This is a genomic window from Streptomyces vinaceus, assembly GCF_008704935.1.
GTDB lineage: Bacteria > Actinomycetota > Actinomycetes > Streptomycetales > Streptomycetaceae > Streptomyces > Streptomyces vinaceus.
The window spans coordinates 684330-703639 of record NZ_CP023692.1; the positions used below are offsets into that span (position 1 = coordinate 684330).

Annotated in this window: 12 protein-coding genes and 2 pseudogenes; 7 read left to right on the forward strand and 7 right to left on the reverse strand. The window is 70.6% G+C overall.

What is annotated here, in order from left to right; translation table 11 throughout:
* The first annotated feature begins 279 nt into the window (after window positions 1-279).
* Window positions 280-1086, forward strand: coding sequence for an SDR family NAD(P)-dependent oxidoreductase (locus tag CP980_RS03110; RefSeq protein WP_150492537.1), 807 nt, complete (start codon window positions 280-282; stop codon window positions 1084-1086).
* 609 nt (window positions 1087-1695) lie between these two features.
* Window positions 1696-2487 (forward strand): GNAT family N-acetyltransferase, encoded by a 792-nt coding sequence (locus CP980_RS03115; RefSeq protein WP_150492538.1) that lies wholly within the window; start codon window positions 1696-1698, stop codon window positions 2485-2487.
* 41 nt (window positions 2488-2528) lie between these two features.
* Here CP980_RS03115 and CP980_RS03120 read toward each other — a convergent pair whose 3' ends face one another.
* Together CP980_RS03120 and CP980_RS03125 are read right to left on the reverse strand one after the other, a co-directional pair.
* The gene (locus tag CP980_RS03120; protein ID WP_150492539.1) at window positions 2529-3005 is read right to left on the reverse strand and encodes an SdpI family protein; all 477 of its coding nucleotides are present in this window, start codon (window positions 3003-3005) and stop codon (window positions 2529-2531) included.
* A 103-nt stretch (window positions 3006-3108) separates the two neighbouring features.
* A pseudogene (locus CP980_RS03125) lies at window positions 3109-3963 on the reverse strand (cation:proton antiporter domain-containing protein).
* Window positions 3964-4175: 212 nt separating this feature from the next.
* Between CP980_RS03125 and kdpF the strand changes: the two are divergent.
* From kdpF to CP980_RS03150, 5 genes and pseudogenes are all read left to right on the forward strand, one after another.
* Window positions 4176-4265, forward strand: coding sequence for a K(+)-transporting ATPase subunit F (gene kdpF, locus CP980_RS03130; protein ID WP_150492540.1), 90 nt, complete (start codon window positions 4176-4178; stop codon window positions 4263-4265).
* Between the two features lie 2 nt (window positions 4266-4267).
* Window positions 4268-6659: pseudogene (locus tag CP980_RS36670) on the forward strand (sensor histidine kinase).
* 64 nt (window positions 6660-6723) lie between these two features.
* Complete coding sequence (locus tag CP980_RS03140; RefSeq protein WP_150492541.1) at window positions 6724-7284, forward strand: hypothetical protein; 561 nt, start codon at window positions 6724-6726, stop codon at window positions 7282-7284.
* 222 nt (window positions 7285-7506) lie between these two features.
* The gene (locus tag CP980_RS03145; RefSeq protein ID WP_150492542.1) at window positions 7507-9489 is read left to right on the forward strand and encodes an APC family permease; all 1983 of its coding nucleotides are present in this window, start codon (window positions 7507-7509) and stop codon (window positions 9487-9489) included.
* Window positions 9490-10115: 626 nt separating this feature from the next.
* The gene (locus CP980_RS03150) at window positions 10116-11663 is read left to right on the forward strand and encodes an ice-binding family protein (protein WP_150492543.1); all 1548 of its coding nucleotides are present in this window, start codon (window positions 10116-10118) and stop codon (window positions 11661-11663) included.
* 198 nt (window positions 11664-11861) lie between these two features.
* Here the strand turns inward: CP980_RS03150 and CP980_RS03155 are convergent, their stop codons facing one another.
* From CP980_RS03155 to CP980_RS03175, 5 genes are all read right to left on the reverse strand, one after another.
* A complete protein-coding gene (locus CP980_RS03155; protein ID WP_150492544.1) occupies window positions 11862-12725 on the reverse strand; it encodes a helix-turn-helix domain-containing protein in 864 nt (287 codons plus the stop codon).
* Between the two features lie 319 nt (window positions 12726-13044).
* Window positions 13045-13545, reverse strand: a complete 501-nt coding sequence (locus CP980_RS03160; RefSeq protein ID WP_150492545.1) for a DUF5994 family protein — start codon at window positions 13543-13545, stop codon at window positions 13045-13047.
* Window positions 13546-13903: 358 nt separating this feature from the next.
* On the reverse strand, window positions 13904-14230 hold the full coding sequence (locus CP980_RS03165) for an L-rhamnose mutarotase (protein ID WP_150492546.1): 327 nt from the start codon (window positions 14228-14230) through the stop codon (window positions 13904-13906).
* Window positions 14227-17454, reverse strand: a complete 3228-nt coding sequence (locus CP980_RS03170) for a discoidin domain-containing protein (protein ID WP_150492547.1) — start codon at window positions 17452-17454, stop codon at window positions 14227-14229. Before CP980_RS03170 ends, CP980_RS03165 begins: the two co-directional genes overlap by 4 nt.
* A 379-nt stretch (window positions 17455-17833) precedes the next feature.
* Window positions 17834-19306, reverse strand: a complete 1473-nt coding sequence (locus tag CP980_RS03175) for a rhamnulokinase (protein WP_150492548.1) — start codon at window positions 19304-19306, stop codon at window positions 17834-17836.
* Window positions 19307-19310: the final 4 nt, after the last annotated feature.

Below are 19310 nucleotides of genomic sequence, written 5' to 3' on the forward strand. Positions count from 1 at the left end.
GCGCTGGGATTGCGCCATGAACAGCGGTCCGCGCCACGACGATCGGCCACCGTCACGGCCGAGCCGTGCCGGGGTCACGTCGGTGCGGCCGACGGCGCCCGCTGTCCGCCCGGCCCTCTGACCTCGGCCGCGCGTCCTCCCCGTACCTGCCGTCAGCCCCTTGGGCGCTGACCGAGGCCGCGTACGCATCCTCACCTCCACCGCATGGACCGAGCCCACGCCCCGGCCTCTCGCCCGGGCGCCGGGCGCTTCGGCCATGCCCGCTTCCAGGGAATCGCCATGTCTTCATCTCTCTCCGGACGTACCGTCCTCGTCACCGGCGCCACCTCCGGCATCGGCTACGAGACCGCCCGCCGGCTCGCCGAGCGCGGCGCCACCGTCCTCCTCCACGGCCGTACGCCCGAGGAGGCCCAGGCCGCAACCGACCGGCTCGTGGCCACCGCCGGGGTGGACGGCGCCCGTCTCCGGCCGCTCGCGGCCGACTTCGTGCGCCTGGAGGAGGTCGAGAGCCTCGCCCACGCCGTCGTACGGGAGCACCCGCGCCTGGACGTACTCGTCAACAACGCGGCCATCGCCGCACCCGAACGACACACGCTCACGGCCGACGGCAACGAGATCTCCTTCCAGGTCAACTTCCTGGCCCACTACCTCCTCACGACGATGCTGGAGCCCGCGCTGACCAGCGACCCCGGCGGGCGCGTGGTCAACGTCTCCTCCGCGCTCCACCGAACGGGCGCCATCCAGTGGAACGACCCGCAGCGCGTGCGGCGTTACTCGCGGCTCGCCGCGTACGCCCAGTCGCAGCTCGCGCTGACCGTCTTCGCCGCCGACCCGCGCGTCACCGCCGTCTCCGTCGACCCCGGCGTGTGCGAGACCGGCCTTCTCCCGCTGTACGGGCACGAAGGTGCGCCGGCCGCCGAGGGTGCGGGGCACGTCGTACGGCTCTGCGACCCGGCCACCGAGATCGTCAACGGCGCCTACTACGACCGCTCCGCGCGCGTCGCCCCGGCGATCGCCGCCACCGAGGAGCGCACCGTCAAGCGCCTCAACAAGCTCGCCGACCTCCTCGTCGGCCACACCGCCTGAAGGGATCCACGGACATGTCCAAGCGCGCACGCAAGAAGAGGGCCCGCCGCAAGAAGGGCTCCCACCAAGGCAGCAAACCCAACTGCTAGACATCGACCCACCGCTACGGTCCGCGGGCCCGGTTCTGGACGAACGCCCAGGACGCGGCCTCGGACCCCGCTCGGGACTTCGTCCAGGCCGGCGTCGACGGGACGAGAGTCCACGGGTTCATCACGGGCGAGTACGTCAACGGCCTCGACCCGTTCGAAGAACTGCACCCGCCGGTCATGCGGTATCAGAGCCGTGTCAAGGACTGGCCGACTGCCTTGAGGCGTGCCCCGCAAGGCAGTTGGATGAGTGATGTGAACAGCGGTCTGCGCCACGACGACCGGCCACCGCATACGGTGCGCCTGGTCTCGCGCGCCGCTCACCTGCCGGTGCGCTGACGCACCGTTCCCGGACCGCGGCCGCCCGCCCCCGCCCGTATCGCGTGCGGCCGCCTCCACCCGGTGCCTGTCCCGTCGGGCAGGCACCGGGCCCCGAGGCGAACCCACCCCGGGACGACGGCCGCCCGTCAGCGGGCACCCCGCTCCCCCTGCATCACAGCCCGCGCACCACAAGGGAGAGTTGATGATCGAAATCTCGCCGCGGCGACTGCCCGCCCTGAGCCGGTGGTTTCCCACCGGCTCCCCCGGTCTCGGGGCACTCGCCGAGCACGTACTGACCACGGGCGCCGGCTGCTGGTGGGCCGATCGCCTCGACCGGCCCCGCGTCCTCGCCGTCACCTGCACGGACCACGTGTTGCTGCGCGGCGACCCGAGCGCGCTCGACCCGGATGCCCTGGCCCCGTTCGCGGACCGGTACGTCGAGGGGCCTCCACCCTTCTGGCCCGCCCTCGGGACCGCTTTCGAGCGCGTCATCTCCTGGGAACGGATGCTGTACGTCCACCAGGCTCGGGCAGCGGTGCCCCTCCCCCGTGTGCCGCGTGGCGTGACGGTACGGCGGCTGACACCCGAGGACGGTCCGGCACTGGCCGAGCTGCACTCCGATAACGCCTGGATCCACGCCAGTTGGGGTGGCCCCTCCCGGCTGGCCGCCTCGGGCCATGCCTGGGCCGCCTTCGCCAAGGGCCGGCTCCTCTCCGTCGCCTGCACCTACTTCCTCGGCAGCGCCTACGAGGACATCGCGGTCGTCACCGTGCCCGATCGCCGCCGTGAACGCCTCGCCCTGGCCTGCCTCGCCGGCTTGACCGCCGATGTCCAGGCACGCGGACGTACCGCGAGCTGGTGCTGCTCGCGCGACAACCGACCCAGTCGGCTGCTGGCCTGGACGGCCGGGTTCCGGCTCACCCGTGAGTACGTTCACCACGCCACCGGCCGCGCCCTGGCCCGCACGGTGACGGCGATCCCGGCGCACGCTTGAGCGAGGCGCCGGCGCCGCCTCACCGGTGTGCTGCGCACTCGTCACAGCCCGCCCCGACGGGCCACCGCCCACTCGGCCAGACCCGTCACCGCCGCCGCCCCCAGCGTCCCCGCGGCCCACAGGGTCACGGAGCCGGCCTGCCGCCAGTCCGCGTGGTCCAGGTTCGCCCTCACAACGGACGCCTGCGCGCCGACGAGGAGCACACCCCCGGAGATCAACCCCGGCACGGATCGCCCGCGCGTCTCCGGATCCGAGGTCACCCTCCCGCGCCAACGCCCCAGGGCGACGATCAGAAGCGCGAGGACCACCCAGATCAAGGCCGGGAAGAACGCCGCTGCCCACAGGGGCATCGAGCCGTCCGGTCCGCCGTCGCCGGCGGACCAGTGGGTCGCCAGCCGCTCCGGCAGCCGGCTGCTCGTGACCCACGGAAGTCCGACGAGAACGGCGGTGACCATCGCGCACCACACCGCGATGCCCCACCACGCCCCTCCGCGCTTCCGCTCCGTACCCTCACTCATGCCATCCCCTTGATCGTTTCCATGGAATCGGTCTTGTCGTAGAGCGCACGTGCGACACCTCACGAACCGGTCCGCGCACGGCGTACGGCGCACAGCGCGCGGCTCAGCTCGCCAGGCACAGCCGTGCCTCCTCCAGGTCCAGAGAGCGCTGGAGGTTCCTGCGGGTGGTGTCGCTGATGTGGTGTTCGTCGTAGAGCCGCTGGAGTTCGGCCTCCTCCAGGCGGTCGTGAGCGTGTTCGAGTCGGGGCCTGCAGACCGCGCCGAAGGCGGTCCGCCACCACGTCCGGCACCGCTTCGAGGTCGGACGAAGCCCTGGGCGACGAGGGTGAGGACCACCACGGACGTCGTGAGCCCGAGTACGAGCGGCCGCTGGTCCAGGGGGCTTCCGTCGTCCGCCAGGACCGGGATCGACAGCGCCGCGGCCAGCGGGACGACGGCCGAGAGCGGCTGGACCCACTGCAGGCGCGCGGTGACGAGGGTCGCGGCGACCGCCAGCACGCCCGAAGCGTGCACCGCCTCCGCCAGCACGTAGGTGGCGTACGGGGTCGCTAGGGCGATCACGGTCTCCAGTGCCGGGTCCTCGGTTCTGCGTCGGATCAGCGCCACCATTGCGGCGACGGCTCCCCCGATGAGGGTGCGGAGTGATCAGCGACGCGGTCACCCCGACCGCGGCAGCCGAGGCCAGCACCAGGCCGACGGCGAGCACGCTGACCGGCTTCCACACCAGGCGCAGCTCGCGCCAGGACAGTTCCTCCGCGCCGGCGTGGAGCAGGGGCGGCAGCACGACGAGTCCGATGACTTCGGGACTGACCCGGATCTCGGGGGTGCCCGGTGGCAGCGCGACGACGAGGCCGCCTACAACGAGCAGCGAGGGAGCGGGGATTCGCCAGCGACGGGCACCCGTGGCCACGAGCGTGGCCAGCACCACGAGGAACAAGACCGTACCGACGCTGCGCATGCCGCCCCCACCCGAGTCGACGCGGACCATGCGGTCACGCGACGCCGACCAGGCTTCCCGGCACACCGCCTTCACCCTATCGGTGTATCGGCCGTCAATGCACCGTCAAAGTCCCACTCCCGTGCCGTCAGGAGCGCATCAGGGACGGCACGGGAGTGGGACCGCTGGTGTTCGCTGGTGAGGTTGAGGGCGTCCGGAGGAGTCGGGTACGGGTGAGTACGGAGAATGTCGTCGGCGCCATCATCGCGGTCTGCCTGGTCGGGTATCTGATCCTGGCGTTCTTCTTTCCCGAGAAGTTCTGAGCATGACGACGACGGACCCGGCCGGCTCGACTGCGGGGGCGGCGCAGCCGGTCGTCCGGCCCGGAAGGCTCAAGGTCTTCCTGGGCGCGGCGCCCGGGGTCGGCAAGACGTACCGCATGCTCGACGAGGCCCACCGCCGGGTGGCGCGCGGGGCGGATGTGGTGGCCGGTCTCGTGGAATGCCACCGGCGCCCGCACACCGAGGCGAAGCTCGACGGCCTGGAGATACTGCCGGGAGCGAGTGACGGCCACCGTGGCGGCCGGTACGCGGAGTTGGACAGGGAAGCTCTGCTGTACCGACGTCCGCAGGTGGCGCTGATCGACGAACTCGCCCACACCAACGTCCCGGGAGGCGGCCGGTATCCGAAGCGCTGGCAGGACGTCGAGGACATCCTGGCCGCCGGGATCGACGTCGTCACCACCCTCGACATCCAGCACCTGGAGTCGCTGAGCGACGTGGTCGAGAAGATCACCGGAGTGCCGCAACGCGAGACGGTGCCCGACGAGTTCGTACGCCGGGCCGACGAGATCGAGCTGGTCGACATACCCCCCGAGGGACTCCGGCGCCGGATGGCCCACGGCGACATCTGTCCCCCCGAACGGATCAACGCCTCCCTCGCCAACCACTTCCGCCCGGGCAACCTCATTGCGCTGGGGGAGCCGGCCCTGCTGTGGCTGGCCGGGCGGGTGGACGAGGCCCTCCACACGTACCGCATCGAGCACGGCATCGGGGAGGTCTGGGAGACCCGGGAGCGGGTGGTGGTGGCGCTCACGGGCGGCCCCGAGGGCGAGACCCTGATCCGTCGCGCCGCCCGCATCGCCGGCCGCTCCGCGGGGGGCGAACTGCACGCCGTGCACATCGCACGCAGCGACGCGCTCACCGCCGGGGTCTCGCACGCGGCGCTCGCCGCGCAGCGGGCCCTCGTCGAGGACCTGGGCGGCAGCTACCACTCCGTCGTCGGCGACGAAGTACCCACCGCCCTGGTGGACTTCGCCATGGCGGAGAACGCCACCCAGCTCGTCCTGGGTACGAGCCGCCGCAGGCTGGAACGTTTCCTCACCGGCCGGGGAATCGGCGAGACCGTCGTCGGGCTCTCCGAGGACATCGATGTCCACATGGTCACGCACGAGCGGGCCGGCCACGGCCGGCTGCTGCCGTCCCGCCGCCGCACGCTGCCCACCTCCCGCCTCATCGCCGGGCCGGTGGCGGGGGTCGTCCTCCCGGTACTGCTCACCCTCGCCCTGGACCGGATGCGCGGCACGCTGAACCTGACCAGCGAGGCGCTGCTGTTCCTCGTGGCCGTCGTGGGGTGGCCTGCATCGGAGGCGTCGCGTCCGCCGTGATCGCGGCACTGACCGCCGCCCTGCTCCTCAACTACTGGTTCATGCCGCCCATAGGCGAGTTCACCATGAGCGACCCGGACAGCGTGCTGGCGCTCGTGGTCTTCGCCGTCGTCGCCGCCACCGTGGCCGCCGCCGCGGACAGGTCCCTGCGGCTCTCCCGACGCGCGGCCCGGGCCACGGCCGAGGCGGAGACGATGTCCTCCCTCGCGGGCAGCATCGTCCGCGGCGACCAGACGATACCGGCCCTGCTGGAACGCACCCGGGAGACCTTCGGCATGGACACCGTCGAGCTGGCTCCGGAGGCCCCCGACGCCGGTTCCGGTACGGAGGGCGGGCACCGCGTCCGTGGCGGCACGGGCCCCGACCTGGTGGTCGCGGCCGGGCCCGGGGACTTCCTCGTCCTGCGATCGGCTCGCTGCGCGCCCCGGACGTGGACTTCTCCGAGGAGGACCGGGCGGAGCTGCTCGAATCCGCCGAGATGTCGCTGAACCGGCTGAACCGCCTGGTGGAGAACCTGCTCGACCTCAGCCGTCTGCAGGCCGGCGCCCTCCACCTCGAACTGCGGGCCACCACCCTCGAAGAGGTCCTGCCCGCCGCTCTGGAGTCGCTGGACCTGCCCTCGGCGGACACGCCCGCCATCGACGTGCAGAACCTGGAGACCGTGCCGGCGCTGCGGGCCGACCCCCCGCTGCTCGAACGGGTGCTGGCGAACCTGGTCGGCAACGCGGTCCGCCATGCCCCGGGGGACCGTCCGGTGTTGGTGACGGCGAGCGCCCTGGCCGGCCGGGTCGAGGTGAGGATCGCCGACCGGGGCCCCGGAATCGCCGCCGACGACCGTGAGCGCGCCTTCGAGCCCTTCCAACGCCTCGGCGACCGCGACAACACCGCCGGACTCGGCCTCGGCCTCGCCCTGGCCCGGGGACTGACGGAGGCGATGAACGGCACCCTCACCCCCGAGGACACCCCCGGCGGCGGTCTGACCACGGTCCTGTCCCTGCCCGTCGCCCCCGCACCGTGGAGCCCGCCACCGGGTCCCGTCAAGAGGACGTAGCCATCACATCAGCGGTGCGTCAGGGGCCGCCTCCGTAGCCGCCACCAGCCTTAACGTGGCACTCATGGGACGACGTTTCACTCAGGCCCCGACCGGTGCGCAAGGCACTGGAGCGGCGCCGCCCGGACCCCTCGCACAGGACGTCCACTGGGTCGGGGAGATGCGCTCGGCGATCGGTGTCGCGTTGCTCCTGCTCACGGCACTGTTGGCCATGGACGCGGGCTTCGGAGAGCTCAGCGTGCCCCGCGGAGCCCTCTGGACGGGTCTGGCCGGCCTGCTCCTCGTGGTCCTGCACCCGCCCCGGATCTCCGTACGCCCCGGTCTGCTGATCGCCCGCGGGCTGCTGGTGACGAGCACCGTCCGAACCGACTCCCTCGTCTCGGTCCGGTGGTCCGACGGGGTGGCCCAGCGGCTGGTCCTCCGGGACACGGAGGGCAGCCGGGTCGAGATCGACCCGACCGTCATGATCCGCAACCCGGCGATGTGGCACCGCCTCGACACCGACACCCGCGCATCGGTGCGGAGCGGCACTCTGCTGCACGGCACGACCGCCCTGCGACGGCTGGCGCAGCGCATCGACCGCGAAACGGCCCACACGGTCTTCAAGGCCTCCGGCCTGCAATAACCTTGATGTGCCTGACGGCCCGGCCGGTGGAACCGACGAGCCGGTCGATGACCGACCCGGCGAACCCGATGGGGCACGTCGTGATCAGGCCTTTCGAGCAGTCCCCCCAGCCCCAGCGGAACCCCTGACGGAAACCGCGGAACCGGCAGACCCCATACTCGGTCATCGTTGCCGGCCCATTGAGCCGGTGGGCTTGGCGCGTGGGAAGGATTGATGGGGGACATGACGGACGTGAACGATCTGGCCGTGCCGGAAGTGGTGGAGAGTCCCGCTCTGCAGGCACCGCCGAGCGGCGGCCTGGCCCAGTGGTTGCTGCGCCATCGGGTGCAGCCCGTGGGGCCGGCATCCGGCGAGGGGCACAGCGAGCCGCACGCCTGGTGGAAGGTGATGTGCCTGACCGGGGTGGACTACTTCTCCAGCCTCGCCTACGTCCCGGCGATCGCCGCGCTCGCGGCCGGCGCCGTGTCGCCGCTGGCGACCCTGCTGATCGTGGCGCTGACGCTGCTGGGGATGCTGCCGATGTACCGGCGGGTCGCGCGCGAGAGTCCCCACGGAGCCGGTTCCGTCGCGATGCTGGAAGACCTGCTGCCGTTCTGGCGGGGCAAGCTGTTCGTCCTGGTCCTGCTCGGGTTCGTGGCCACCTCGTGGATCATCACCATCACCCTGTCCGCGGCGGACGCCTCCGTGCACGTGGTGGAGAACCCGTTCTTCCCCGAAGCCCTGCACGGCCACGAGGTCGCCATCACGGTGGCGCTCCTGCTGCTCCTCGGCGGGGTGTTCCTGCTCGGGTTCAGCGAAGCGGTCAGCGTCGCGATCCCTCTCGTCGCCGTCTTCCTGCTGCTCAACGCGGTGACCATCGCCTTCGGTGCGGTCGAGGTCGTCACCTCGCCGGGCGCCTGGTCTGCGTGGACCGACGCGCTCGTGGACGGCGGAGGCGGACTGGGCGGCCTGGCCGGGCCGGCCCTGCTGGCCTTCCCGCTGCTGGTGCTCGGGTTGTCCGGCTTCGAGACCGGGGTGAGCATGATGCCGCTCATCGCCGCCGAGGGCGAGGACACGGAGCAGCGGCTGCAGTCCCGCATCCGCAACTCCCGGAAGCTGCTGACCACCGCGGCGGCCGTCATGAGCGTCTACCTGCTCGCAGCCAGCTTCGTCACCACGATCCTGATTCCGCACAAAGAGTTCGAAGCAGGTGGTGCGGCCAACGGTCGCGCGCTGGCCTACCTGGCTCATGAACAGGTGGGGGAAGCCTTCGGCACCGTCTACGACATCAGCACCATCCTGATCCTGTGGTTCGCGGGCGCCTCCGCGATGGCGGGACTGGTCAACATCGTCCCGCGCTACCTGCCCGACTACGGCATGGCCCCCGAGTGGGGTCGCGCCGTTCGCCCGGTCGTCCTGGTGTACACGGCTCTCTGCGTCATCATCACCATCGCCTTCGACGCCGACGTCAACGCCCAGGCCGGCGCCTACGCCACCGGCATCCTCGCCATGATGGTCTCCGGCGCCTTCGCCGTCACCGTGTCGGCGCTGCGCCGCCGCCAGCGCGCGACGACCGCCGGCTTCACCGTGCTCACCGCGGTGCTGCTCTACGCGCTGGTGGCCAACATCATCGACAAGCCGGACGGCATCACCATCTCCGGCCTCTTCATCGCCGGAATCGTCGCCGTGTCCCTGATCTCCCGGGTGTCCCGCACCACCGAACTGCGTGCCGACCGCATCGTGTTCGACCCGGCGGCCCGGCAGTTCATCACGGACACCCTCGCCTACGACAACGCGATCAACATCATCGCCAACCGCCGCCAGGCGGGTGACGGCGCCGAGTACGCCGACAAGGAACGCGAGCAGCGCGGCGACAACCCGGTACCCGGTCCGGCCGATGTGATGTTCGTGGAGATCGACGTCGTCGACCCCTCGGACTTCAGCGAAACCCTCACCGTCCACGGGGTGGAGGTCGACGGATTCCGGATCCTGCGCGCCGAAGCTCCCGCCGCCCCGAACGCAATCGCCGCGATCCTCCTCGCCCTGCGCGACACCACCGGAGTCAAGCCGCACTGCTACTTCGCCTGGGCCGAGGGCAGTCCGCTGACCCACATGTTCCGCTACTTCCTCCTCGGCCGCGGCGACACCGCCCCCGTGACCCGCGAGATCATCCGCAAGCACGAACCCGACCCGGCCCGCCGCCCCGGCATCCACGTCGGAGGCTGACCCCTCCGCTCACACCACTTGGCACCGAGCGCCCCCGGGCAGCGGCAGTGGCGAGCCGCCGCCCGGGGGGCGAAAGCCGTTTTACGGGCCTCTACGGGCTTGGCGCAGCCGAATCCGGGCCCGGCCGCTCTGGTGAAGGCCGCGAACGCGTCGCGCGGAGCGGGCGCGCCGGCGCCCGGGGACTCGGTGTAGCGGGGGCCGGGCTCCGCCGACCACCATCACGCCCCCGGTGTACTCACTGCCGGCTGAGTCCACGGCCGCACCGGCGAATGATTCCGCGGTGCAGAAACCAACCGAAGCTGCCCATAAGGGACTTCTGAACTCGACCCCCCGCGTCGACGACTTCGTGACCTGCGCCGCTGTCCCGCCTGTCCGCGCGCCCCGCACTGCGACCACGCAACCGTTGAGGACAGGCGTGCGACGCGCCTGCCGCACTCACACTGCGTCACTCATGCGGCCCCTCTTTTCCGATTTATGGTCTATTACTCTGAAATATGCGTCAATACTGCCGGGTGACGTCGCATCACAACCTCTGGCGGGGAGTCGTCGCTCTGTGGCCCCCGCTCAAGGTGAGCCGCGTACCGGCGCACGCCGGATCGGATCGACGTAACAAGAAAGGTCCTGCTATGGCATCGGATGTCATCCTGTCCGCTCCACCCGGCACGAGCCCTCCACGCGGTCTACTCAAACGGGGAGCCTTCGTCCTGCTCCCCGCGGCGCTCTTGGCCTCGGCCGCCCTGGTCCCGACCCTCGCGCACGCCGCAGAGGCCCCCGTGTTGCTGGGGACCACCGCCAGTTACGGGGTCCTGGCCGGTTCGACGGTCACCAACACGAACCCCACCGTCATCAACGGCGACCTGGGCCTCTATCCGGGCACGTCGGTGACCGGCTTCCCGCCCGGCATCGTCAACGGAGTGACACGCGTAGCCCCCAACGCCGCCGCCGCTCAGGCGAAGTCCGATCTCGTCGTCGCCTACGACGACGCGGCAGGCCGGGGGCTCGGAACCATTCTCGCTTCGGACGAGATCGGCGGACTGACGCTGGCGCCCGGCGTCTACACGGCCCCGGCATCCCCTCCGTCCCTGCAACTCACCGGGACGGTCACCCTCGACGGCCAGAACGACCCCAACTCCGTCTTCATCTTCCGAATCCCCTCGACCCTGACCACGGCTTCGTCGAGTTCCGTGGCCTTCATCAACGGAGCAAATGCCTGCAATGTGTTCTGGCAGGTGGGCAGCTCTGCCACCCTCGGCACGACCACCCAGTTCAAGGGCACCATCCTGGCCATGCAGTCGATCACGCTGAACAACAGCGCCGTGATCGAAGGGCGCGCCCTGGCGCGTGAGGCCGCGGTCACGATGAACAACAACACCATTACGAGGCCGGCCTGCGCCGCCGGCCCGCCCGGGCCGCCCGGACCGAGCGGACCTCCCGGACCGAGCGGACCTCCCGGACCTACTGGTTCCCCCGGCCCGACCGGCAGCCCCGGCCCGACCGGTGCTCCTGGCCCGACCGGCAGCCCCGGCAGCCCCGGCAGCCCCGGCCCGACCGGTGCACCCGGACCGACCGGCAGCCCCGGCGCACCCGGCGCTCCCGGCTCCCCCGGTGCACCCGGACCGACCGGTCCCGCAGGCCCCGCAGGACCTGTCGGGCCCACCGGACCCGCCGGACCCGCCGGACCCAAGGGGCCTCGTGGCGACAAGGGCGGGAAGGACCACCACGGCAACGGCCACGACAAGGACAAGGACAAGGACAAGGGCGAGAACGGTCGCCACGACCACGACCACGACAAAGACGAGGACGACGACCACGACAAGGGCGAGAACGGTCGCCACGACAAGGGCGAGAACGGCCGCCACGACAAGGACGACGACGGCAACCACGACAAGGGCGAGAACGGTCAGGACGACCACGACTTCGGCAAGCCGCCGTGGGCCGACCTCAAGCCGAACGGCCAAGCCGACGACCTCGGCCACGAGGGTCCCGGCCACGCGGCCAGGAGCGTCAACTTCGCGCACGTGAGCGCCGCCACCGGTCAGCAGCCTGAGGGGACCGGCTCAAGCGGCGGGACCGGCATCATGGCCGCTTCTGCAGCAGTGCTGGCATTCGTCGGAGGTTCTGTCCTCTTCACCCGGAAGAAGATCCGGCGAGGTACAGCGACTCGACAGGACTAGCCCGTCCCAGGCGTGACCGCCTCGCGGCCCTGACCCTTCGGTGACGAGTACTCGGCCGGATCGCCCCACGCTCGTCCCTCCCGCCGCCGTCAAGCGGGCAGGAACACGCGTCCGCCGTTCGGCGGCTGAGCCCCTGGACAGGTCGTCCAGGGGCTCAGTGGTACTCGCGAGCGATCAGATCCGAGACCGGCCCTCACATCACCCCGGGTCGGCGTACGCCCCGATGACTTCGTTGACGAGATACCGGGTGTCGTCCGGGCTCAGCGCCTGAGCCTGCAAGTGCGCGTACATGTCGCGGTAAAGCCGTACGTCGGATCGTTTCTCCAAATAGAGGTCGCTGGTGAACCTTTCCAAATACACCACGCTCACATCGCCGGCTTCGGCGAACTCCAGCAGCGAGAACTGTCCCGAGACTCCCGGGTGCGCACCCACGTCGTGGGGGAGGACCTGCACGGTGATGTGCGGCTGGGCGCTGAGGTGCGTCAGATGGTCGAGCTGCTCGCGCATGACCTCGCGGCTACCCACGACGCGCCGCAATACCGACTCGTCCAATACGACCCACAACCGCAGCGGGTTTCCCGGGGTGCGCAACCGGTCCTGACGCCGTAGCCGAACCTGGAGGCGCGCGGCGGCCTTTTCGGGCGTGATAAGAGGGATCGTTCCTGCAATGACCGCCCTGGCATAGGCCGGGGTCTGCAGCAGGCCGGGGACCACAAGGGGCTCGTAGAGCCGGATTGCGGCCGCCTCGGCCTCCAGACCGATATAGGCGCCATAGGGAATGTCGCCGTAGGAGTTCCACCAGCCCTGCTGACCCGATTCCCCGGCCAGTTGCATCAGATGCTCGACCCGCCGCTGATCCTGGACTCCGTACAGCCCGCAGAGATCGCGCACGTCGCGCGGCTTGACGACGCGGCGGCCGTTCTCCAACAGGCTGATCTTGGGCTGGGAGATCAACAGGCGCTCCGCCACCTGCTGTGTCGTCATGCCGCTGATTTCCCTGAGCCGGCGCAGCTCCGACCCCAGCCGGCGCCTGCTGACGGTGGGATTGACATCGATGCCCACAGGGCGCGAACCTCCACTCGAAAATGTTGTACAGGCGAGCAGATTGCCACGCCCCGATCGGCTTGATCTGCTTTTTCGCCGTGTCGTGGACGGTGGTGGAACTCGGCTAGGAGCGGCCTCGGCTCGCATCGATTTCCGACCGGCCATATTTTCCGATTCGAAGAACAAGAAGCGAAAAACACTTATACCGATACCCCGTCCACGCAAGTGAAAGAATGCGCAGAAATAGTCCGGACCGACCACAATCCGATGCAGATTTCCGCGCAATATGCCGGGCGTCGCATGCCCGCGGCCCGGCGGGGCCTCAGTGGCTCCGGGATCAGCCTGCCGCGTCGGCGGGGCTCTCCCCGGGGTCGGGGGTGACGGCGACGAGGAGCTGGGCGGCCTGCGTGATGTTGTCGGCGCGTACGGCGCGGGCCATCGCCTGGCGGGCGGCGTCCGGGGTGGTGTCCGGGGGGACGACCAGCAGGGCGAAGTGGTCGTTGTGGCCGCGCGTGATGAGGACGGTGTCGTCTCCGATCGGGTCGGAGACGAGGTGTACGACCTGGCCGTCGATGACCAGTCGGGTCGGGAGCCCGTTCCAGGCGGACGCGTCCAGGCCCACCCGGGTGATCGGCCCGAGATGCCCGGTCAACACGCTGATCAGCGCCGGAAGTTCGATTTCGATGTCGCGGGTGCGCGGCCACCACGCGCCGTCCAGGAGCCCCTCCCTGGACTGCGTGGTCTCCAGGCGTAGCAGGGCCGTGCCCGGCTGGATCGCCTGGTGGATCGCATCCGGCAGGAGCAGTGGGGGCGTGGAGGGGGTGTCGGAGTCAGCCATTCGGGTTCGCCCATCTACGGGTGCGACCGTACGGCGTCGCAGGTGGGCACCGGTGCCGGTGCCGGGCGACGTGCGCGGGCCTGTCGTCCTTTCACAGTACTCCGGCCGCCCGCTCCACGGCCTGCCGGAGAAATACCTGGTCAGATCGGCCATGGCCGACCGCGTACAGTCGAAGCAGCGGGAGCACTTCGCGCACCGGCTGTCACGCAGGGTCATGTCCGGCGATCGCTTGGAAGCCGGGCTGGTCATCAGGTGACAGCCGATCGGACGGTGCCGGGGCACGCCGGCCACCGCGAGCCGGCCCCGCGCCGGCACCGGCTCGCCGAAACGGGCGCAAGACCGTCGAATTCCCAGACTGTCAGTCCAGGTGGAACACCTCCGTCAGCGGTGCCATCGCCTGGTCGGCCGGCTTGCCGTCCAGGTGCTGGAAGTAGCGGGACATCTCGGCCTGCCAGCGGGCGTTGACCTCGGTGGCGGACATCGCCTCGCGGGCGCGGTCGAAGTCCTCGGTCTCCACGTAGCCGACGAGCAGGCCGTCCGGGCGCAGGAACAGGGAGTAGTTCGTCCAGCCGGCGGCCCGGAGGGCATCGAGCATCTCCGGCCACACCTGGGCGTGGCGCTCGCGGTACTCCTCGCACAGTTCGGCCTTCACCTGGAGCAGGAAGCAGATCCGGCGCTTCGTCATGAGACACCGATCCCCGCCAGCTGCATGTAGTACACGCCGAACTGGTCGGCGGTGAGCGTGGTGCCGGTGACCTTCACGTACCGGGCGGTGGTGGCGGCGAAGGCGAAGGAAAGGCCACCGGCCCCGGGGCGCGGGTACGAGCTCCTCGACACCACCGTGGTCCAGTTCGTGCCGTCGGTCGAGAGCTGGACGGTGAAGGCCGACGGGAAGCCGCGCCCGGTGTTCGGGATGTCGTCGCGGGGGTACAACGTGACCTGGCTGACCCGTGACGGGCCGCCGAGGTCCACCCGCGCCCACTGCGTGGTGTTCGGGGATGCGGTCCCGGCGCTGCTCCAGCCCGAGGAGTTCCACAGGTCGGTGTGATGGGTCCCGTTGGTGAGGTTGGCGGTCAGCCAGCCCTCGCTGGGATACTCGACCGAGCTGGAGGTGGTCGCCGTGGCGCCCGCTGCCAGATCTCCGCCGACAGCCTCGATCTCCGCGAACTGCATCCGGAAATCACCGAACTGATCTGTGCTCAGGTTGGTCCCCGTCACCTTCACGTAGCGCGCGTCCACCGTCGCGAACGGGAAGGTCTGGGCCGTGGCGCCGGGCCTCGCGTACCCGGTCCGGGTGCTGACCGTGGTCCAGTTCGTGCCGTCGGTGGAGGTCTGGATGGTGAAGTCGACCGGGAAGCCCTGACCGGCGTTGGCCCCGTCGCTGCGCGGGTAGAGGTCCACCCGGCTCACCGGCCGGGTCGAGCCCAGGTCCAGCCGCACCCACTCGGTGTGGTTGGTGGCGGTACTGCCGGAACTGCTCCACCCCGCAGCGTTCGGCGCCGACGGCCGCTGCCCGTCGACCGCCGAGCGGATACCCCAGCCGTCGGCCTCGTACGAGCTGGAGGCGGCGGCGGCGGCACTCTCGGCCGGGGCGAGCGAGGTCGGCATGATCCGGGCGTTCCAGAAGTTCGCGCTGGCGCCGCCGGTGACCAGACCCACGTCGCCTGCGGTGAACGCCGCGTCGGTGACGGTCAGTACCGGCGCCTGCCCGGTCCCGGCGTACACCGTCAGTGCGTTCCCGCGCGCCACTACGCGCAGCCGGGTGCGCTGCCCCGACACGTAGCCGGGCACGGACGCCGAGCCGATCCTGGTGCCGCTGCGGTAGACGAACACCTCGCCGTTGTCCCGCTGGGCGATCAGGTAGCCGGAGTCCAGGTCCGTGCCGTTGGCCGAACGCACCATCACACCGGCCCAGTTGGTGCTTCCGCCGTACGAGCTCACTCCGGTGATCTGAAGGTCCACGCCGACCGAGACGTCGGTGTAGCCCCGGCCGCGCAGGTAGGAGACGTCCCCCCAGTTCGCCGACGCGTCGGACTGCGTGTACCGGGCGCCGCTGGTCGACCAGGTCCCCCGGGTGTGGGTCCAGAAGTGGTCGCCGCCGCTGAAGTCGTCCGTGAACGGCAGCGCCAGGTCATTGGAGGCCGCGGCCAGTTCGTCGAGGAGCTGCTTGTGCCGGCCCTCGACGTTCCACCCGGAGGTGTCGTACGCCGTCGGGTTGGTGATCAGCGTCTCGGCCAGGGTGCGCGCCGCCTGCGGCTTGACCGCGGCCAGCTGCTGAAGCAGTTCGAAGTCCTGCAGGCCCGCGGTCTGGGCTTCGCTGCGGAGGCTGTCGTAGATGCCGTAGGCGCTCTTGTTCGGATAGACCAGCCAATGGTCACCGTTCTGCGCGGTGTTGAAGGTGTCGGCGGCCGGGTACGGCTCGCTGAAGCCGTCGTGCCAGTAGTTCCAGCCCCAGTGCAGATAGCCGTCGCCACCGATCTTCCAGGTCAGCCACGGGAGGAGCCTGGTCCCGCTGAGGTAGTTGCTGGTGAAGCGGTTCATGTACGGGCCCTGCGGGACGATGCAGCTGTACAGCCACAGGTCCTTCCCGCTGATCCGGTAGCTCTGGTAGAGCGCGACGTTCGCGTCGTAGTTCGACGAGAGGGGGGTCTGCGTCGACAAATGGGCCGCGTCGCCGGTGAACGTGGTCAGCTGCGCCTCGTTGGTACGCGGGTTCGGGAAGTACTGCTCGTAGCGGGTGTAGAGCCAGTTGGCAGCGGTGGCCTGTTGCGTGGAGGTGGGCTCGTCCAGGGCGCTCATGTAGAAGTTGTTCGTCCAGCCCTTGGCATCGAGGTGCGCCTTCAGCGCCGGGAAGAACTGGTTCAACCAGTTGTTGGTGTCCGGGCAGCCATTGGCCGGAGCAGAGTCGGGCCGGCAGAGCGCGTGTTTGACGGCACCGCTGACGCCGTTGGCCGGCACCAGCGTGTCGAGGTACGGATCGGAGGCGGGGGGCTCCAGCAGGGTCGGGGTGTAGAGGTACTGCATGGCCCCGGCGCTGACGAAGAGGTTGACGAACCGGTCGAAGGTGGACCAGCCGAAGGTGAAGTGGCCGGCGGCGTCGACGGTGGTGTCCGGGATCAGCAGGGCCACCGGGTCGGCGTAGATCACGTTGTTCCGGTGCCGCGCCATGTTCGCCGCGATGTTGGCCTCGACGGTCCACCAGTTGGCGTCGTACATCCGCACGCCGTACTCGTTCGGGATCGACGCCTCCGTGCCCGCGTAGTCCCAGCCCGCCGAGGAGAACCAGTTGTTCATCTTGAACGTGGACTGCGAGGTCGGCGGGATCGTGGCGCCGTACACGGTCACCGACACCGGCACCGTGACGGCGCCCAGGCTGCTGTTCACCCTGGCGCTGCCGATGTAGACGCCCGGCGCCTGACCGGCCGGCACGTAGACCTGGTAGTAGGCGGCGTACGTGGTGTTCGCCGCCACCGACTGCGGACCGGTGTCCATCAGCGCGTCGTAGTAGGCGATCCCGCCGTCGGGCGGGTTCTGGACGTTGCCGACCTTCTGGATGTTCGGATGGTTGTACTCGTAGCGCGTGGTGATGTTCGCAGCGGGAATGAGCGCGCCGCCGGGGCCGGTCAGCGCCCCGGATGTGACGGACACCCCGGTCTGCGCCGAACCGGACCGCACCAGGATCTGCGCCCCCTCGTAGGCGTTGCGGGCCGCGTACAGCTCGATCCCGGTCGGCGCCCAGCCCGGCGGGGTGGTCGAGGTGAAGGGCCGGTCGGTGGCGTCCAGGACCCACACGCTCGGCCCCTCGGCAGCGCCGGCCTGAGGCGCGGCGAGGACGGCCAGCGGCACTGCGGACAGTGACAGTGCCAGGCACATCAGGAGGCGCAGGGATCTGCGGCGAGGCGTGCGCATGGAAACCCTCCGAACTCTGAGAAATGACTTCGAGAGCCGAACAGGCTTTATTTCCAAACCTGTTCGGGACGCCCGCAATTGTTTTGCGGCGCGACTTTCGGTCGACGCGGGGACCCGCCGTTCGGAGTCCTGGTGAGGGCGTGCGGGCAGCTCACAGCGATGACGGCGAGGTCGGGATGACACGGAGGGCAGCCGCTGGCCGTGCGATCACATCGGGAATATGCACACCCGGCCATCTGACGGCCAGCACGCAGCCCTTCGGTAAATGGAGTATTTCCAAAATGACGCTCCGCAACCATGCGAGCTTGAGCAACATTTGACCGACCGTCACGGAACGCACGCGGAGACGTGACACCGCGTCGGTGCCGTGCGACTCAGGTCAGGCGAGCCCCACACGGGCGGCGGCGGCGTCCCACGCGCGGATGTCTCCGGCGGGCTCGTAGCGCCGCAGGCACTGGGTGCGGGCGATCAGGCGACGCATGGCGCCGCGGTCTTCGACCAGGCCGTGGGCGCGGGCCTGGACGAGGATGTTGCCGATGGCGGTGGCCTCTGCGGGGCCGGCGATGACGGGCAGGCCGGTGGCGTCGGCGGTGAGCCGGCACAGCAGGGCGTTGCGGCTGCCGCCGCCGACGAGGTGCACGGCGCGGATCGCGCGGCCGGTCAGATGGGCGGCCTGAAACAGGGTGTGGCGGTGCGCCAGGGCCAGGCTCTCCAGGATGCAGCGGACGACGGCGCCCTGGTCCTCGGGTAGGTGCTGCCCGGTACGGGCGCAGTGCTCGGCGAGGCGGGCCGGCAGGTCGCCGGGGGCGAGGAACTCGGGGGCGCCGGGGTCGACGAGCGCCGCGAACGGGCGGGCGGCGGCCGCGCGTTCGAGCAGCTCGGGCAGGTGGTGCCGCTCGCCCCGGGCGCGCCAGGTGCGCTGGCTCTCGCTGAGCAGCCAGAGGCCCATGACGTTGCGCAGGTAGCGGACGGTGCCGTCGATGCCGAGTTCGTTGGTGAAGTTGGCGGCGCGCGAGGCGTCGGTGAGGACGGGCGCGTCGAGTTCGAGGCCGGCGAGCGACCAGGTGCCGCAGGAGATGTAGGCGAAGTCCTCGGTGTCGGCGGGGACGGCGGCGACCGCGGAGGCGGTGTCGTGGGAGGCGACCGCTACTACCGGCGTGTCGGGGCGCAGGCCGGTGGCGGCGGCGACGTGCGGGAGGACGGTGCCGGCGTGGTCGCCGGGGCGGCGCAGTGCGGGCAGGAGGGCCGGGTCCAGGTTGAGCGCGGCGAGGACCGGAGCGGACCAGGAGCCGGTGCGGGCGTCGTACAGGCCCGTGGTGGAGGCGTTGGTGACCTCTGCGCCGACGGTGCCGGTGAGCCAGTGGGTGATCAGGTCGGGCAGCAGGAGCAGGGTGCGGGCGCGGTCGAGGTGCTTCTCGGCGGCGAGCTGGAAGATCGTGTTGAACGGCAGGTGCTGAAGCCCGGTGATCCGGTACAGCTCACGGGCCGGCAGGCGGCGCCGGACCGCCTGGACGGCGGCGGCACCCCGCGGGTCGCGGTAGTGGAACGGATTGCCCAGGAGCGCGCCGTCGGCGTCGAGGAGCCCGTAGTCCACGGCCCAGCTGTCGATGCCGACGGAGGCGAGGTCCCAGCGCGCGGCGGCCTCGCGAAGGCCGTCCAGGACGCCTTGGTACAGGCCGAGGGCGTTCCAGTGCAACCCGTCCGGGAGTTGGACGGGAGTGTTGGCGAAGCGGTGGGTCTCGGTGAGGTCGAGGCGGTCACGGCCGACCCGGCCGACGAGCACCCGCCCGCTGGTGGCGCCGAGGTCCGCCGCGGCGAAGGCGGCCGGGGTGTGTGGGGTGCGGGGCGTCACGGCC

Bases quoted from the DNA above. Each gene is read 5' to 3' on its own strand.
- CP980_RS03170 (WP_150492547.1), bottom strand. From the start codon at position 17,454: ATGCGCACGCCTCGCCGCAGATCCCTGCGCCTCCTGATGTGCCTGGCA.
- CP980_RS03140 (WP_150492541.1), top strand. From the start codon at position 6,724: ATGGGACGACGTTTCACTCAGGCCCCGACCGGTGCGCAAGGCACTGGA.
- CP980_RS03115 (WP_150492538.1), top strand. From the start codon at position 1,696: ATGATCGAAATCTCGCCGCGGCGACTGCCCGCCCTGAGCCGGTGGTTT.
- CP980_RS03165 (WP_150492546.1), bottom strand. From the start codon at position 14,230: ATGACGAAGCGCCGGATCTGCTTCCTGCTCCAGGTGAAGGCCGAACTG.
- CP980_RS03110 (WP_150492537.1), top strand. From the start codon at position 280: ATGTCTTCATCTCTCTCCGGACGTACCGTCCTCGTCACCGGCGCCACC.
- CP980_RS03150 (WP_150492543.1), top strand. From the start codon at position 10,116: ATGGCATCGGATGTCATCCTGTCCGCTCCACCCGGCACGAGCCCTCCA.
- CP980_RS03120 (WP_150492539.1), bottom strand. From the start codon at position 3,005: ATGAGTGAGGGTACGGAGCGGAAGCGCGGAGGGGCGTGGTGGGGCATC.
- CP980_RS03160 (WP_150492545.1), bottom strand. From the start codon at position 13,545: ATGGCTGACTCCGACACCCCCTCCACGCCCCCACTGCTCCTGCCGGAT.
- CP980_RS03145 (WP_150492542.1), top strand. From the start codon at position 7,507: ATGACGGACGTGAACGATCTGGCCGTGCCGGAAGTGGTGGAGAGTCCC.